The 15,235-nt window shown below is 71.1% G+C and carries 15 protein-coding genes; 5 read left to right on the top strand and 10 right to left on the bottom strand.

Annotated features, from left to right (window positions below; translation table 11 throughout):
* Positions 1-74: 74 nt before the first annotated feature.
* From EUA94_RS09440 to trpS, 4 genes are all read right to left on the bottom strand, one after another.
* The gene (locus EUA94_RS09440) at positions 75-1,016 is read right to left on the bottom strand and encodes a hypothetical protein (protein ID WP_129426633.1); all 942 of its coding nucleotides are present in this window, start codon (positions 1,014-1,016) and stop codon (positions 75-77) included.
* Positions 1,017-1,307: 291 nt separating this feature from the next.
* Positions 1,308-2,357 carry a YihY/virulence factor BrkB family protein gene (locus EUA94_RS09435; protein ID WP_129426632.1) on the bottom strand — a complete coding sequence of 350 codons (1,050 nt, stop codon included), beginning with the start codon at positions 2,355-2,357 and terminating at the stop codon, positions 1,308-1,310.
* On the bottom strand, positions 2,357-2,866 hold the full coding sequence (locus EUA94_RS09430; RefSeq protein WP_129426631.1) for a 2'-5' RNA ligase family protein: 510 nt from the start codon (positions 2,864-2,866) through the stop codon (positions 2,357-2,359). The genes EUA94_RS09435 and EUA94_RS09430 overlap by 1 nt, the downstream gene beginning before the upstream one ends.
* A gap of 10 nt (positions 2,867-2,876) precedes the next feature.
* Positions 2,877-3,914, bottom strand: coding sequence for a tryptophan--tRNA ligase (gene trpS, locus EUA94_RS09425; RefSeq protein ID WP_129426630.1), 1,038 nt, complete (start codon positions 3,912-3,914; stop codon positions 2,877-2,879).
* 126 nt (positions 3,915-4,040) lie between these two features.
* Here trpS and EUA94_RS09420 point away from each other — a divergent pair, with 126 nt between their 5' ends.
* From EUA94_RS09420 to EUA94_RS09410, 3 genes are all read left to right on the top strand, one after another.
* Positions 4,041-5,267, top strand: coding sequence for a lipase family protein (locus EUA94_RS09420; protein ID WP_129426629.1), 1,227 nt, complete (start codon positions 4,041-4,043; stop codon positions 5,265-5,267).
* 81 nt (positions 5,268-5,348) lie between these two features.
* The gene (locus EUA94_RS09415) at positions 5,349-5,870 is read left to right on the top strand and encodes a sigma-70 family RNA polymerase sigma factor (RefSeq protein WP_129426628.1); all 522 of its coding nucleotides are present in this window, start codon (positions 5,349-5,351) and stop codon (positions 5,868-5,870) included.
* Positions 5,867-7,084: a beta propeller repeat protein gene (locus EUA94_RS09410; protein WP_129426627.1), complete on the top strand. Its 1,218-nt coding sequence runs from the start codon at positions 5,867-5,869 to the stop codon at positions 7,082-7,084. The genes EUA94_RS09415 and EUA94_RS09410 overlap by 4 nt, the downstream gene beginning before the upstream one ends.
* 19 nt (positions 7,085-7,103) lie before the next feature.
* Here the strand turns inward: EUA94_RS09410 and EUA94_RS22120 are convergent, their stop codons facing one another.
* From EUA94_RS22120 to EUA94_RS09400, 3 genes are all read right to left on the bottom strand, one after another.
* The gene (locus EUA94_RS22120; RefSeq protein WP_165356848.1) at positions 7,104-7,262 is read right to left on the bottom strand and encodes a hypothetical protein; all 159 of its coding nucleotides are present in this window, start codon (positions 7,260-7,262) and stop codon (positions 7,104-7,106) included.
* Positions 7,263-7,367: 105 nt separating this feature from the next.
* Complete coding sequence (locus tag EUA94_RS09405) at positions 7,368-8,615, bottom strand: MFS transporter (protein WP_242494763.1); 1,248 nt, start codon at positions 8,613-8,615, stop codon at positions 7,368-7,370.
* A gap of 83 nt (positions 8,616-8,698) precedes the next feature.
* Positions 8,699-10,927 carry an NADP-dependent isocitrate dehydrogenase gene (locus EUA94_RS09400; protein WP_129426626.1) on the bottom strand — a complete coding sequence of 743 codons (2,229 nt, stop codon included), beginning with the start codon at positions 10,925-10,927 and terminating at the stop codon, positions 8,699-8,701.
* A gap of 161 nt (positions 10,928-11,088) precedes the next feature.
* On the opposite strand from EUA94_RS09400, the gene EUA94_RS09395 reads away from it, so the two are divergent.
* Positions 11,089-12,195: an aquaporin gene (locus EUA94_RS09395; RefSeq protein ID WP_129426625.1), complete on the top strand. Its 1,107-nt coding sequence runs from the start codon at positions 11,089-11,091 to the stop codon at positions 12,193-12,195.
* 9 nt (positions 12,196-12,204) lie between these two features.
* Here EUA94_RS09395 and EUA94_RS09390 read toward each other — a convergent pair whose 3' ends face one another.
* Positions 12,205-12,876 (bottom strand): hypothetical protein, encoded by a 672-nt coding sequence (locus EUA94_RS09390; protein ID WP_129426624.1) that lies wholly within the window; start codon positions 12,874-12,876, stop codon positions 12,205-12,207.
* A gap of 99 nt (positions 12,877-12,975) precedes the next feature.
* On the opposite strand from EUA94_RS09390, the gene EUA94_RS09385 reads away from it, so the two are divergent.
* Positions 12,976-13,962, top strand: a complete 987-nt coding sequence (locus EUA94_RS09385; protein WP_129426623.1) for a malate dehydrogenase — start codon at positions 12,976-12,978, stop codon at positions 13,960-13,962.
* Between the two features lie 91 nt (positions 13,963-14,053).
* Here EUA94_RS09385 and EUA94_RS09380 read toward each other — a convergent pair whose 3' ends face one another.
* Together EUA94_RS09380 and EUA94_RS09375 are read right to left on the bottom strand one after the other, a co-directional pair.
* Positions 14,054-14,386, bottom strand: coding sequence for a DUF3017 domain-containing protein (locus EUA94_RS09380; RefSeq protein WP_242494784.1), 333 nt, complete (start codon positions 14,384-14,386; stop codon positions 14,054-14,056).
* Positions 14,386-15,234 carry a bifunctional methylenetetrahydrofolate dehydrogenase/methenyltetrahydrofolate cyclohydrolase gene (locus EUA94_RS09375; RefSeq protein WP_129426621.1) on the bottom strand — a complete coding sequence of 283 codons (849 nt, stop codon included), beginning with the start codon at positions 15,232-15,234 and terminating at the stop codon, positions 14,386-14,388. Before EUA94_RS09375 ends, EUA94_RS09380 begins: the two co-directional genes overlap by 1 nt.
* Position 15,235 lies beyond the last annotated feature (1 nt).

Genomic DNA, 15,235 nt, shown 5'->3' with positions numbered 1-15,235 from the left:
CCCTCTCGAGGCGGTGGTCCAGCCACATTCCGCGGTCGTCAGACGTGGCTCCGCCACCGCCCGGCTGCCGAGGCTCAGGCCGCACCCTTCAGACGTACGACGTCGGCGAGCGGCCGGAACAGGGTGTCCCACTGCTCCCCGAAGTCCGGCGGTGGACCGTCGTATCCCCTGACCACCAGGGCCGCGTGCACCAGCCGCACGGTGGCGCTGGGTGAGCGCATCCGCTCCTTGGTGACCAGCTCGTAGGGCACGTCGTGCCTGCGGTAGAGGGCGTAGCGGTCGATGTCGGCGACGTATTGCGCACGGTCGTCCTGGTGCTGGCCGCCTTCGTACTCGACGACCTGGCCGTAGCCCGCGAAACGGAGGTCAGGCGTCAGCTCGACGCCCGGTGCCACCTCGATCGCCACATTCACGTCGGGCATCGGCAGGCCCGCGAAGACGACGTAGGCGAGCAGCTCTGCTTCAGCCATCGACCTGCAGCGACCGTCGAGGAAGGGCAGGACGTACGCCGTCTCCGGCACGCCTCTGCGCCACTTCTCCTCAGTCATGAGCTGGTCGAGGAGCCGGAGGTCGAGCTGCTCCCGGTAGAGCAGGACGCACCCCGCCTTGATGGCATCGATCGTCCTTGCTTCTGCGCAGTAGGCGACGAAGGCGGCCTCGTTGCTCACTCCCTCACTGCAGTGAGGTGGCATCTTCACCGTCCGGTGCAGGAACACCCCGTCCAGGTCGAGGTGGAGGTCGCCCTGGACCACGAATCGTGCAGGTCCCCTGTCACCGACGTCCAGCCCCAGTTGGCGGATGCGGGTCGCGCCCGTCGTACGCGCTTCTGGTGGGAGCGCGAGTTGCGCGGCATCAACGAGGTCGCGCCACGTCATCCCGTGGTCGCGGTGGCAGTAGACGCCCTTGTGGAGGCGCCTGAAACGCCTGCCTTCCAGCACCCGTGCGGGTATGCCGGCATCAAGTGCGGCCTGCCGCTCGAACGGCCCGTGCAGGAAGGCGTCGGGAATCGGGAACATCGGTCCATCGCGCCATGGCTGGAACCTTCTGCACCACGGACGACCGCCGGCTCTGTGGAGAGGCAGCATCGACGCTTCCCTGTGGACGCTTCCTGGTCCTCGGCGAGCGGTGGTCCATCCACACTCTGCGGCTCGCACATGTGGCTCCACCACCGCTCAGACCGTGTTCCGCACGACATGCCCGGCGAGCGGTGGTCCACCCACAATCCGCCGGCTCGCAAATGTGGCTCCACCACCGCTCGAGTAGCGGGAGTGCGGCAGCGGCGGGGAGGCGCGGCGGCGGAGCAGGGATCAGCGGCGGCGGCGTACGACTGCGACCACGCCGAGCATCGCGGCGGCACCGGCGGCGAAGGCGGCCTTCGGCGAGGAGGGCGACGTCGGCGAGGGTCGTACGACGTCCGTTGCCGCGGCGAGGTCGATGCGGGGGCCCTCGACGGTCTGCTCGGCCACGGTGCGTGCCTCGCGGGCGGCGCGCGCCTCGGGTGACGTGTGAGCCCAGGCGGCGGCGTAGACCACGACGCGGGAGAAGTAGTTGATCCAGACCACCAGGATCAGGGCGATGCCGAAGGCCTGGACGGCGGGCGCCTCGCGCGTGGCCTGGAGCAGGACGGTCGACAGCTGCTTCAGCAGCTCGAAGGCGACGGCCCCGAGCAGCGCGCCGGACCACAGCGAGCGGGTCGGGATGTCGGGCGAGGCCAAGAGCTTGAAGAACGCGAAGAACAGGAGCGCGCTGGCGGCCAGGCCGAGCACCAGGGCGAACACCCACAGCAACGGCGTCGCCCCTGCGCCGAGCCCGACGTAGTCCAGGATCGGCGTGGCGATCTTCGTGGCGACGCCGGATACCGCGACGCTGACGATCAGCACGGAGCCCAGGGTCAGCAGGGCGAGGACGTCGCGCACCTTGCCCACCACGAAGTTGGGCTGCTCGCGCTCGGGCTCCTCGAACACCTCGACCAGCGCGGTGCGCATGCCGGAGAGCCAGCCGAGGCCGGAGTAGAGCGCGAGCAGGATCCCGATGCTCAGGACGCCGGGAGCGTTCTTCTGGAAGGTTTCGAGGTCGAGGCCGTCCTCGCCGCCGATGATTCCCGGCAGCACATCGTTGAGGGCAGCGAGCAGGTCATCGTCTGCGTTGGGGTAGCCGCGGGAGACGAGGCCGACGACAGCGAACGCCAGCGCCAGGATCGGGAAGAACGAGAGGAACGCGAAGTACGTCACCGCGGCGGCGAGGGCGCTGCCCTTGACGTGGCCGTAGTGCTCCACCATCCGGATGACGTGGTCGATGAGGGGGCGTCGCTCCCGCACCTCGTGGAGACGAGCCTTGGCGCCCGAGAGGATCGACATCAGCCGAGGCCGAACTCGTGCGTGGGGACCCACCCGGCACTGTCGTCGTGGACGTAGAGGCTGAAGGACGCCGCGTCGAAGGAGCACTCGAAGTCCTGGAGCTCACCGTAGGCGCGGTCCAGGGTGGCGTCGTCGAGGTGGTGGGCGATCGTCACGTGCGGGTGGTACGGGAAAGTCAGGTCGACCCCGAGCGGCCCGCTGCGTACGGCGTCGGCGAGCAGCTCGCAGCCCGAGACGCCGGCCGCGACCGTCACGAAGACCACCGGCGAGATCGGGCGGAACGTCCCCGTGCCGCGCAGGTGGATGTCGAAGGGCTCGACGGCGGCCGCGGCCGCGGCGAGGTGCTCGGACACGGGCTCGATCGCGGCGGTCTCGAGCTCGATCGGCGGCAGGAGCGTGATGTGGGTCGGGATGTGGGCGGCGGTGGCGTCCCCGATGGACGTGCGGTAGTCCTGGAGCTCGGTGGCCCAGGGGTCGGGGATCGCGATGGCTACTCCGATGGTGGGCACGCCTTCGACCCTAGCCGCCGGCCCGGGGCAGGAAACCCACCCGGTCGTACACATCTCGCAGCGTCGCCTGGGCGACCTCCGTGGCCCGCTCGGCGCCGGCCGACAGGATCGCCTCGAGCTCGGAGCGGTCGTCGAGCAGCTCGTGCACGCGGTTGCGGAACGGCGTCACGAAGTCGACGACGACCTGGGCCACGTCGGCCTTGAGGTCGCCGTAGCCGCGCCCGGCGTACGCCGCGACGAGCTCGTCGATGTCCGTGCCGCTCAGCGCCGAGTGGATGTTCAGCAGGTTGGAGACACCGGGCTTCTCGACGGGGTCGAAGCGGACCTCGGTCTCCGAGTCGGTCACCGCCGAGCGGACCTTCTTCGCCGACACGGCCGGGTCGTCGAGCAGCCAGATGCACCCGCTGCCGCCGATGCTCTTGGACATCTGCTTCTCGACGAGCTGGAGGTCGTAGATCTTCGCCGTGCTGGCCATGATGTACGGCTCCGGGAGGCGGAAGGTCTTCTTGAAGCGGCTGTTGAAGCGCTGGGCGAGGTCGCGGGTGAGCTCGAGGTGCTGGCGCTGGTCCTCGCCGACCGGGACGTACTGCGGCCGGTAGAGCAGGATGTCCGCGGCCTGGAGGATCGGGTAGGTGAACAGGCCGACGCTCGCGGCGCCCTCGCCGCCCTTGGCCGACTTGTCCTTGAACTGCGTCATCCGGCGGGCCTCGCCGAAGCCGGTGAGGCACTCCAGCACCCAGGCCGCCTGCGTGTGCGCCGGCACCTGGCTCTGCACGAAGATCGTCGCCCGCTCGGGGTCGACCCCGGCGGCCAGCAGCTGCGCGACGGACACGAGCGTGCGCTCGCGGAGCAGCTTCGGGTCGTGCGGCATCGTGATCGAGTGCAGGTCCGCCACGAAGAAGAACGTCTCGAACTCGTCCTGCAGCGTCACCCACTGCCGCAGCGCGCCCAGGAAGTTGCCGAGGTGGAACGAGTCGGCGGTGGGCTGGATGCCGGAGAGCACCCGTGGCCGGGAGGTCCCGGCCGCGTCTGGCGTGGAGGCGGACATGCGCGTGATTGTGCCAAAGCGACGGCGGTGGCCCGCAGGCGCGGTCGCAGGACCCGACCCGGAGGCCCGTGCCTGTGACCGACGTCACAGGTCGGAGACAAGTGACTCGCGAGTAGGTTCGCAGGCATGTCTCGGACGATCGCGTCACTCCTCACCCTGCTCACCGCCACGCTCGCGGTCGGCGCCCTCGGTACGACGTCGGCGGGCGCCGTCGTCCCCGAGCCGCCCCGACCGGCGTTCTACGAAGCCCCCGCCGTCCTGCCGGGCGTCAACGGCGCGGTGATCCGCAGCGAGAAGGTCGCGTTCCTGCTCGACCCCCTCGACGCCACCAGCCTGGTCCGCAACGCCCAGCGGGTGCTCTACCGCACCACCAACCGGACCGGGAAGCCCATCGCGGTCTCCGGGACGGTGCTGGTCCCGACGACGTCATGGATCGGCCCGGGCACCCGTCCGGTCATCGGCTACGCGCCCGGCACGCAGGGCATGGCGGACCGCTGCGCGCCGTCGCGGCAGTTCTCCGAGGGCATCGAGTACGAAGGGCTCGGGATCGAGGCGCTCCTCCAGCGCGGCTACGCCGTCGCGATGCCCGACTACGAGGGCCTCGGCACCGTCGGCGTCCACACCTACATGGACCGGGTCTCCCAGGGCCGCGCCACGCTCGACGTCGTACGTGCCGCGCAGCGTTTGTCGGGCACGGGGCTCAGCTCGAGCAGCCCGGTCGGCCTGATGGGCTACTCGCAGGGTGGCGGCGCCGCGGCGTCCGCGGTCGAGCTCGCGTCCACCTACGCCCCCGACCTGCGGGTCAAGGGCGCGGTGGTCGGCGCGGTTCCCGCCGACCTGGCGAAGGTCGCCACCGCCCTCGACGGCGGGCTCTACTCCGCGTTCGCCTACTTCGCGCTCCGCGGTCTCTCGGCCAGCTACGATGTCGACCTCTCCCCCTACCTCAACGACCGCGGTCGCGCGGTGAGCGACCAGGTCGAGACCGAGTGCGTCTTCGACCTGCTCAACCACTCGTTCGTGAAGTCGTCGACGCTCAGCGCCAACGGCCAGCCGATGTCGGCACTGATGGCCGTCGAGCCGTTCCGGTCGATCGTCGAGGCCCAGCGGATCGGCACCATCAGGCCGACCGTCCCGGTGCTGGTCACCCACTCCGCGATCGACGACGTCATCCCGTACGCCGTCGGCAAGCAGATGGCGCGGTCGTGGTGCGACCGGGGCGCCAACGTGCGGCTCTCCACCAACCTCGCGCCGGGCCACGTCGGCGGCATCGTCCCGCAGACGACCGAGGCCCTGCCGTTCTTCGAGGCGAGGTTCGCCGGGCTCCCGCAGCTCAGCGGCTGCTGGCTGATCTAGCGAACTCCTCGGGGCATGCAACCGCCCCGCCGTCCCACGAGTCGTCATGCTGAGAGCAGACGACCAGTGGGAGGGTGGGCCATGCCCCCGAGGAGTGCGGTGGACCGCGTGCACGAGGTGTACGCCACGTCCTACCGCCGGCTCGTGGGCCAGCTCACCGGCGTCACCGGGGACCCGGTCGAGGCCGAGGACGCCGTGATGGAGGCCTTCGCCCGGGCCGTGAACTCCGGGCGCTCCTTCCTGGCGGCCGACAACCCCGAGGCCTGGCTGCGCACCGTCGCGGTCAACGTCACCCGCACCCGGTGGCGGCGCGGCCGCTTCTTCCGCGACGTCAGCCACCGCCTCGTCGCCGAGGAGTCGTACGCCGACCTGCCGGAGGACCGGCTCGTGCTGCTGGCTGCACTGCGCCGGCTGCCCGCCGCCCAGCGCGAGGCGATCGCCCTCCACCACCTCGCCGACCTCCCGGTGCATGAGGTGGCCGAGGCGGTCGGCGCCCCCGTCGGCACGGTCAAGGCGCGGCTGTCCCGCGGTCGGGCCGCGCTCGCGGAGCTGCTCACCGAACCCGAGCCGGAGATAGAGCCCACCGAGCGGAGCCCCCGATGATTCTTCCCACCGACCTCCAGCACGACGTCGCCGACCGAGTCGCCCAGCCCGGCTTCGACGCCGTCCTCGACCGGGCCGCCGCCAGCCGCCGTCGCCGCCGTACGACGATCGCGTCGGGGCTGGCCACCGCGGTCGTGGTCGGCGGGCTGGGCGCTGCCGCGGGCGGTCTGGTCGGGGCGGACGACGCCTCCCCCGACCCGACGCGACCGGCGACCTCGACGCCCTGGGACGGGACCAGCGCACCTGACGAGCGGCTGCCCTCGAGCGTCCGGGCGGTGCTCGACGACGACCAGGTCCAGCTGTGGTCGATCGCCGGTGGCGAGGGCGGCGCGCAGGTGGCGCTGTGGCGCGGATGCGACTTCGACCCGTGCCAGTTCGCACTGGTCACGCGCGACGGCGACGGCGTCTTCGGCGAAGTCCTGGGGGCGTCCTTCCCCACGGTCACCCCGGTGCCCGGCGGCTGGCTCGTCCAGGACGCCCGCGGAACCTTCCGGCTCTCCCCCGCGGGCGACCGGTCGGAGATCTTCGACACCGGGCCGGGAAGTGGCGACGTGATGGCCGGCGACACGGCGGTGCCAACTGTCGACGGGTGGCGCTTGCTGCGCGGCGACAAGCTGGTGCCGCTGCCGGCGCAGGCGGATCGGCGGACCTATGCCGCTCATGTCACGGCGGACGGGAGGCTTGTCGCCGTCACCGGCACCGGCACCGGACCCGTGACATGGATCTCCACCACCGACGACGGCCGGAACTGGGAAAACAAGATCGCGACGCGGGCCACGGAGAAGGTCAGCAGCGCCGTGGTCGCCGGCTCCGGCGACCACGTGGCCGTGGCCCTCTCTGGTGACGACCCGAGCGGCGGAATTCCCCTTCTCGACGTCCAGGTCTCGCACGATGGCGGCACCACGTGGGCGTCAGCAGCGGGCGTCGTGGCCCGAAGCCTGGACACCATGAGTACCGACCGGGTGCGGAACATGTCGGCGCTCGCGGTCGGGGCCGACGGCACGGCCTACCTGACCACCGAGTCGCACCACCTGCTGCGCATCGACGACGAGGGGTTCGTCACCCCGATCCAGCTGTCCGCGTTCGAGAGCGGCGTCTTCGCGTCGGGCGACGACGTGTGCGTGGTGGTCGAGCGCGGGCGCTACGACGCGCTGGTGTGCTCGTCCGACGGCCTCACCGAGTGGGCCGACCAGCCGTTGCCGGGACTCGGCTGATCGGCACCCACGACTCGGCTCAGACGATCCAGCCCACGTTGTCGGCGACCAGGTCGGCCATCGGGTAGATGCCCCGCAGCTCGCGGCGCCGCTCGAGCAGCTCGACCACCTGGCCGATGTTGCGGTCGGCCAGGCTCCGCCGGCGCTCCATCTCGATCGCGATCTTGTTCTCGTCCATGCTGACTCCCCAGTGCCAGTCGGGCGGACTCTCCGCCCTCGTGTCATTGGATCGTTCCAAACCCCGGCTACGCAACGGTTCCGGCCGTGTTAACGGCAGGAAAACTCAGGAACCTGTGACGGTTCGGCCGCGCACGTGGAGTCGCGCCGAGATCAGGAGGATGACGACACCCGCCAGCGACAGGACGAGGCCGACGAGGGCCGGGGCGCGCAGGCCGTAGCCCGAGGCGATCACCACGCCGCCCAGCCAGGCGCCGAGGGCGTTGGCGACATTGAGCGAGGCGTGGTTCATCGCGGCGCCGAGGGTCTGGGCGTCGCCCGCCACGTCCATCAGGCGCAGCTGCAGGTTGACCACCAGCACCGAGCCGAGCACGGTGATGAGGAAGACGACCGGCAGCGCGGCCCACCCGTACGGCGCCGTGGCCCAGAAGAGCAGCATCGTCGCGGCCATGCCCACGCCGCCGATGATGAGCGAGCGGAAGATCGACCAGTCGGCCATGATCCCGGCGACCCACGTGCCGACCACCATGCCGAGGCCGAAGAAGAGCAGGTAGACCGGGACCGAGCGCTCCCCCAGCCCGGACACGTCCGTGACGACAGGAGCGATGTAGGTGTAGACGGCGAACATGCCGCCGAAGCCCACGGCACCGGCCAGCAGCGTCAGCCAGACCTGCGGGACCTTGAAGGCGCTGAGCTCGCGACGTCCGCTCGCCTCGGCGTCACCGGGGCACGACGGGACGAACCACGCGACGAGGCCGAGGGTCACCACGGCCAGGCCGGCCGCGGCCCAGAAGGCGGCCCGCCACCCGAGCTCCTGGCCGAGCAGCGTCGCTGCCGGGACACCCACCACGTTGGCGACGGAGAGGCCGAGCATGACCTGGGAGACGGCACGACCCTTGCGCGAGGGGCGGGCCATGCTCGCCGCGACGAGGGACGCGACGCCGAAGTAGGCGCCGTGCGGCAGGCCGGCGGCGAACCGGGCGAGCATCAGCTGCTCGTACGACGTGGCGAGGGCGCTCACGCCGTTGCCCACCGCGAACGCGGCCATCAGGGCCACGAGCAGCGCCCGGCGGGGCAGCCGCGCGCCGAGGAAGGCGAGCAGCGGGGCGCCGACCACCACCCCGACGGCGTACGCGGAGATGACGTGGCCGCCCGTGGGGATCGACACGTCCACGCCGCGGGAGATCTGTGGCAGCAGCCCCATCGTCACGAACTCGGTGGTGCCGATGGCGAAGCCGCCCATCGCCAGGGCGACGACAGCGAGGCCGAAGTGGCGCGCGGTGACCGAGGGGACGTCGAGGTCGTCCGACGTCGGATCGGTGGTGCGGTTGCTGGCGGCAGTCGTCATGGTCATCACAGGATGCAAGACAGGACCCCCGAGGAGGTATTCCCCGGGGGTCCTGGTCGTGACGTGGGTCTCGGCGCCAGCCGAACGTGTCAGCCCAACGTGGCGAGGGCCTCGTTGAACGTCGCGGACGGCCGCATCACCGCGGCGGCCTTCTCCGGGTCGGGGCGGAAGTAGCCGCCGATGTCGGCCGGCTTGCCCTGCACCGCAAGGAGCTCGTCGACGATCGTCTGCTCGCTGTCGCGCAGCGTCGTGGCCAGCGCGGCGAACGCGCCGGCCAGCTGGGCGTCCTCGGTCTGCTTCGCCAGCTCCTCGGCCCAGTAGAGCGCGAGGTAGAAGTGCGAACCGCGGTTGTCGGTCGTGCCGAGCTTGCGACCCGGCGAGCGGTCCTCGTTGAGGAACGTCTCGGTGGCACGGTCGAGGGCGTCGCCGAGCAGCTTCGCGCGCTGGTTGTCGTCATAGCCGGCCAGGTGCTCGAGCGACGCGGCCAGAGCGAAGAACTCGCCGAGGCTGTCCCAGCGCAGGTAGTCCTCCTTGACCAGCTGCTGCACGTGCTTGGGCGCGGAGCCGCCGGCACCGGTCTCGAAGAGGCCGCCGCCATTCATGAGCGGGACGATCGAGAGCATCTTGGCGCTGGTGCCGAGCTCGAGGATCGGGAACAGGTCGGTGTTGTAGTCGCGCAGCACGTTGCCGGTCACTGAGATGGTGTCCTCGCCGCGACGGATCCGCTCGAGCGAGAACGTCGTCGCCTCGGCCGGAGCCATCACCTCGAGGGAGAGGCCGTCGGTGTCGTGCTCCTTGAGGTACTCCGTCACCAGCGCGATGAGGTTGGCGTCGTGGGCGCGGGTCTCGTCGAGCCAGAAGACCGCCGGGGTCTCGCTGGCGCGGGCGCGGGTGACGGCCAGCTTCACCCAGTCGCGGATCGAGGCGTCCTTGGTCTGGCAGGCGCGCCAGATGTCGCCGGGCTGCACGTCGTGCGACATCAGCACGTCGCCGGCGGCGTTGCGGACCTCGACCTTGCCCGCGGAGGGGATCTCGAAGGTCTTGTCGTGCGAGCCGTACTCCTCAGCAGCCTTGGCCATCAGGCCGACGTTGGGCACCGAGCCCATCGTGGCCGGGTCGAGAGCGCCGTGGGCGCGGCAGTCGTCGATCGTGGCTTGGTAGATGCCGGCGTACGACGAGTCGGGGATCACCGCGAGGGTGTCCTGCTGCTCGCCCGCGGCGTTCCACATCTGGCCGGACGTGCGGATCATCGCCGGCATCGAGGCGTCGATGATGACGTCGGAGGGCACGTGCAGGTTGGTGATGCCCTTGTCGGAGTCGACCATCGCGAGGGCGGGGCCGGAGGTGAGACCCGCCTCGAAGGCGGCCTTGATCTCCGCGCCGTTGTCGACGGAGTCGAGGCCGGCGAGGATGCCGCCCAGTCCGTCGTTGGCCGAGAGGCCCGCGGCGGCCAGCTGCTCGCCGTACTGGGCGAAGACGTCGGCGAAGTAGGCGCGCACGACGTGGCCGAAGATGATCGGGTCGGAGACCTTCATCATCGTGGCCTTGAGGTGCGCGGAGAAGAGCACTCCCTCCGCCTGGGCCCGGGCGACCTGGGCCTCCAAGAACTCGTCGAGCGCGGCCGCGCTCATGAGGGTCGCGTCGACGACCTCGCCCTCGAGGACCTTCAGGCCCTCCTTGAGGAGGGTCTCCTCGCCGCCCCCATCCGAACCGGCACTGGCCACGTGCACGATCGCGAGGGTGTCGTCGGCGTCGAGCACCACGGACTGCTCGTTGCTGAAGAAGTCGTCCTGGTCCATCGTCGCGACGTTGGTCTTCGAGTCGCTGCTCCAGGCGCCCATCGAGTGCGGGTGCGACTTGGCGTAGTTCTTCACCGACGCGGGCGCGCGGCGGTCGGAGTTGCCCTCGCGCAGGACGGGGTTGACCGCGGAGCCCTTGACCTTGTCGTAGCGGGCGCGGGTCTCGCGCTCCTCGTCGGTCTGCGGGTTCTCGGGATAGGCCGGCAGGTCGTAGCCCTGCGACTGGAGCTCGGCGATCGTCGCCTTGAGCTGCGAGATCGAGGCGGAGATGTTGGGGAGCTTGATGATGTTGGCCTCGGGCTGCGTGGCCAGCTCGCCGAGCTCGGCGAGGGCGTCGTCGACGCGCTGCTCGCCCGTGAGGCGGTCGGGGAACTGCGCGAGCACGCGGGCGGCCAGGGAGATGTCACGGGTCTCGACCTCGACACCGGCGGTCTTCGCGTACGCCGCGATGATCGGGAGGAACGAGTACGTCGCCAGCAGGGGCGCCTCATCGGTGTGGGTGTAGATGATCTTGGCCATGGGTAGGCAGCTCCTGAGGATCGACAGTAACTCTTGACGTCAAGATACCTGACGTGGGCACGCGGTGCGACTCGCCTACCCTCGCACCCCCGTGCGAGCGCGGCTAGGCTTCGCGTGGCCTACGCGGGGTACGGCCGTCACGACTGGGAGGACAGCTCGCGATGAGCGACACCATCGACACACCCACCACCGGCCAGAAGTTCACGGCCGAGACCCTGGGCACCTTCGTGCTCGTCTTCTTCGGCTGCGGGGCGGCCATGCGCAGCGGCGGCGACTACGTGGCCACCGGGCTCACCTTCGGTCTCACCGTGGTCGTGATGGCGTACGCCGTCGGCCGCATCTCGGGCGGCCACTTCAACCCGGCCGTCACGCTCGGCGCCGTCCTCGGCGGCCGGCTGCCGTGGAACCAGGTCGGCATCTACTCCGCCGCCCAGCTGCTCGGCGGGCTCCTCGCCGGCGCGGCGCTCTTCGGCCTCAACCACGGCTTCGAGGGCTTCAGCGCCGAGGGCAACATGGCGCAGAACTTCTTCGGCGACCAGGGCACCGGCTTCGCCTGGTGGGCGGCGCTGCTGCTCGAGGTCCTGATGACCGCCGTCTTCCTCTGGGTGATCCTCGCGGTCACCGACGAGCGTAACGAGGTCAACGTGGCGATGGGCCCGCTGGCCATCGGCCTGGCGCTCGCGATGATCCACTTCGCCTCGATGAGCGCGACCGGCACCTCGGTCAACCCGGCCCGGTCGATCGGCGTGGGCGTCTTCGCCGGCACCGACGCGATCGTCCAACTCTGGCTCTTCGTCGTCGCTCCCCTGCTCGGCGCCGCGATCGCCGGCCTGACCTACCCCGTCCTCTTCGGCCACGGCGCCGACGCGGTCGCGGGCTCGGGCCTCAACTTCGGCGGTGGCCGCAAGGGCCAGCAGTTCGTCCCGGGCAGCTACGAGGCCCAGTGGAACCAGGGCCAGAACCCCGCGCAGGGCGGCTGGGGCCAGCCCGGCGCCGCGTGGGGCGCGCCGCCCCAGCAGCAGTGGGGCCAGCCCGCGCAGCAGCAGCCCGACCCCTACTCCACGCCGCAGGCGCAGCCGGCTCCCGGGCAGTGGGGCCAGCCGGCCACGGCCGAGCAGCCGCAGCAGCAGCCGAGCCAGCCTGGCCAGTGGGGCGCGCCGCAGCCGCCGGCCCAGCCGCAGCCCGGACCGGGTGCACCCGGCCACTGGGGCAACCCCGAGGGCGACGACGACGGCCGTACGCAGGTCCGTCGGCCCGATCAGCCCTGACCGGACCGACTACTCGGCGAGCACGGCCTGCCACCCGGCGTCGACGTCCTTGATGCTGACCAGGCCGGCTCCCGACTCGTACACCCGCGTCGTGGTGTCGGCCTCGCCGCCGGCCGTCTCCCGCACCTGCACCATCTCGCGCGAGACGTCCTCGACCATCGTGCTCGGCTCGAGCAGGTTCGCGACGCGGTAGGTCAGCCAGCCGTCGCCGAGCCGGAGGTCGGCCGGCATGGCGAGGCCGGCCTCGGCGCCGTCCTCGCCGGCACGCCACGAGAGCCCGGTGTCGGAGTCGATGCCCACCAGCCACACGTTGCCGTCGTCGTCCTGGGCGTAGAACCGGGTCTCGTCCGAGGTCGCGCCGTCGATGTCCGTCACCGTGCGTAGGGCTGTCGCGGTCAGCCCGGCGACCTTGGTGGTCCCGGCGAGGACCTCGGTCTCGATGGCACCCTCGGCGCCCGTGACGTCGTACGTCCGGCTCGTCCCGGGCTCCAGCGCCAGCCACGGGTTGTCGACGACGGCCACGAAGTCGCTCGCGTCGGGCGACGGCGTCGGGATCACCAGCCCGTTGATCCCCGGGGAGTCGTACGGCACGGGCTGGCCGAGGCCGGCGCACCCGGTCAGCGAGACGAGCAGCGACGCAGCCAGCAGACCGGCCGCGCGACGTCGTACGGCTCGGGACATGGGCGCCAGCATGCCAGCCGCACACCAGAGAAACCGCGCTGCTAGCGTCAGCGGGACAAGCCAGACCACCACAGACCACCCCGTACGAGGAGAAGAATCGTGACCTCCGAACCCCTCAAGGTGGCCGTCACCGGCGCCGCCGGCCAGATCGGCTACAGCCTGCTCTTCCGCCTCGCCAGCGGTGCGCTGGCCGCGGACCGCCCGATCGAGCTGCGCCTGCTCGAGATCGAGCCGGCCCTCAAGACGCTCGAGGGCGTCGTCATGGAGCTGGACGACTGCGCGTTCCCGCTCCTCTCCGGTGTGGAGATCGGCTCGGACGCCGAGACGATCTTCGACGGCGTCAACCTCGCCCTGCTCGTCGGCGCGCGCCCGCGCGGCCCCGGCATGGAGCGCGGCGACCTGCTCTCGGCCAACGGCGCGATCTTCACCGCGCAGGGCAAGGCCCTCAACGCCGTCGCCGCGGACGACGTCCGCATCGGTGTCACCGGCAACCCGGCCAACACCAACGCGCTCATCGCGATGACCAACGCGCCCGACATCCCGCGCGAGCGGTTCTCCGCGCTGACCCGCCTCGACCACAACCGCGCGATCTCGCAGCTCGCGGCCAAGACGGGCGCCAGCGTCACCGACATCAAGAAGATGACGATCTGGGGCAACCACTCGGCGACCCAGTACCCCGACCTCTTCCACGCCGAGGTCACGGGCCAGAACGCCGCTGAGCTCGTCGGCGACCAGTCCTGGCTGGAGAACGACTTCATCCCGACCGTCGCCAAGCGCGGCGCCGCGATCATCGAAGCCCGCGGCTCCTCCTCGGCCGCGTCCGCCGCGTCGGCGACGATCGACGCCGCGCACGACTGGCTCTTCGGCTCGGCGCAGGACGACTGGGTCTCGATGGCCGTCGTGTCCAGCGGCGAGTACGGCGTGCCCGAGGGCCTCATCTCCTCGTTCCCGGTGACCACCTCCGGTGGCGACTGGTCGATCGTCGAGGGCCTCGAGATCGACGAGTTCTCCCGCGCCCGGATCGACGCCTCGACCGCCGAACTGGCCGACGAGCGCCAGGCCGTCACGGAGCTCGGCCTCATCTGAGCCATCTGCTTCACGCACTCTCGAGCGGTGTGTGAGACATGTTCTGCAGCCGCGGAACCTGTCTCACACGCCGCTCGTGCGTTGAACGGTCCTAGAAGCCGCCGGGCTGGTCCGGGATCGAGCCCGCGAGGAAGATCAGCAGCCCGCCCAGCACGAGCAGGATGAGGGCGTCCAGGACCTTGTGGCGTACGGCGAGCATGCCGGCGTCGCGGGCGCGGAGGACCAGACGGACCAGGGCAGCGAAGACGAGCGCGCCGCCCATCACCCGGATCCCGGTGCGCCACTCGTCGAGCGTGGCGACCGTGATCGCGACGGCCACGGTGGCCAGCACGAGCAGGTAGAACATCCCGCCGATCGTCGAGGGGTAGCGCCGCTCCTGCTCGCCCGGAGCGCCGTCGGGGGTCCCCTGCTCGGGTTCGACCATCACGCCCGGACGGACTTCTCGGCGATCTCGACGATGTTGCTGAGCAGCATCGCGCGGGTCATCGGGCCGACGCCCTTGGGGTTGGGCGAGACCCAGCCTGCGACGTCCCAGACGCTCGCGTGCACGTCGCCGGTCACCTTGCCGTCGACGCGCGAGACGCCCACGTCGAGGACGGCGGCGCCCGGCTTGACGATGTCGCCGGTGATGATGCCGGGCACGCCCGCGGCGGCGACCACGATGTCGGCGTTGCGTACGTGGGCCGCGAGGTCGCGCGTGCCGGTGTGGCACAGCGTGACGGTGGCGTTCTCCGAGCGGCGCGTCAGCAGCAGCCCGAGGGGCCGGCCGACGGTGAGCCCGCGACCGACCACGACGACCTCCGCTCCGGCGATCTCTACGTCGTGGCGACGCAGCAGCTCGATCGCACCGACTGGCGTGCAGGGCAGCGGGCCGGACTCCCCGAGCACCAGCTTGCCGAGGTTGGTCGGGTGCAGCCCGTCGACGTCCTTGTCGGGGTCGACCCGCGAGAGCAGCGCGAACTCGTCGAGCCCGGTCGGCTGCTGCACGAGGAAGCCGGTGCACGCGTCGTCGGCGTTGAGCTCGTCGATGACGGCCTCCACCTCGGCCTGGCTCGCCGTCGCGGGAAGGTCGCGGCGGATCGAGGTGATGCCGATCTCGGCGCAGTCCTTGTGCTTCGCGCCGACGTACCAGTGGGAGCCGGGGTCGTCGCCGACCAGCACCGTGCCGAGACCCGGCACGACTCCCTGCTCCTTGAGGACGGCCACGCGCTGGGCGAGCTCGGCCTTGATGGTCCGCAGCGTGGCTGCGCCGTCCAGGGTCTGTGCCGTCACG

Source organism: Nocardioides zhouii (genome assembly GCF_004137345.1).
In the GTDB taxonomy this organism is placed as follows: Bacteria; Actinomycetota; Actinomycetes; order Propionibacteriales; family Nocardioidaceae; genus Nocardioides; species Nocardioides zhouii.
The sequence above is the reverse complement of the archived record's forward strand: the minus strand, read 5'-3'. Positions and strand labels throughout refer to the sequence as shown.

Bases quoted from the DNA above. Each gene is read 5' to 3' on its own strand.
- EUA94_RS09435 (WP_129426632.1), bottom strand. From the start codon at position 2,357: ATGTCGATCCTCTCGGGCGCCAAGGCTCGTCTCCACGAGGTGCGGGAG.
- EUA94_RS09380 (WP_242494784.1), bottom strand. From the start codon at position 14,386: ATGGTCGAACCCGAGCAGGGGACCCCCGACGGCGCTCCGGGCGAGCAG.
- EUA94_RS09390 (WP_129426624.1), bottom strand. From the start codon at position 12,876: ATGTCCCGAGCCGTACGACGTCGCGCGGCCGGTCTGCTGGCTGCGTCG.
- EUA94_RS09395 (WP_129426625.1), top strand. From the start codon at position 11,089: ATGAGCGACACCATCGACACACCCACCACCGGCCAGAAGTTCACGGCC.
- EUA94_RS09420 (WP_129426629.1), top strand. From the start codon at position 4,041: ATGTCTCGGACGATCGCGTCACTCCTCACCCTGCTCACCGCCACGCTC.
- EUA94_RS22120 (WP_165356848.1), bottom strand. From the start codon at position 7,262: ATGGACGAGAACAAGATCGCGATCGAGATGGAGCGCCGGCGGAGCCTG.
- EUA94_RS09400 (WP_129426626.1), bottom strand. From the start codon at position 10,927: ATGGCCAAGATCATCTACACCCACACCGATGAGGCGCCCCTGCTGGCG.
- EUA94_RS09415 (WP_129426628.1), top strand. From the start codon at position 5,349: ATGCCCCCGAGGAGTGCGGTGGACCGCGTGCACGAGGTGTACGCCACG.
- trpS (WP_129426630.1), bottom strand. From the start codon at position 3,914: ATGTCCGCCTCCACGCCAGACGCGGCCGGGACCTCCCGGCCACGGGTG.
- EUA94_RS09440 (WP_129426633.1), bottom strand. From the start codon at position 1,016: ATGTTCCCGATTCCCGACGCCTTCCTGCACGGGCCGTTCGAGCGGCAG.
- EUA94_RS09410 (WP_129426627.1), top strand. From the start codon at position 5,867: ATGATTCTTCCCACCGACCTCCAGCACGACGTCGCCGACCGAGTCGCC.
- EUA94_RS09405 (WP_242494763.1), bottom strand. From the start codon at position 8,615: ATGACCATGACGACTGCCGCCAGCAACCGCACCACCGATCCGACGTCG.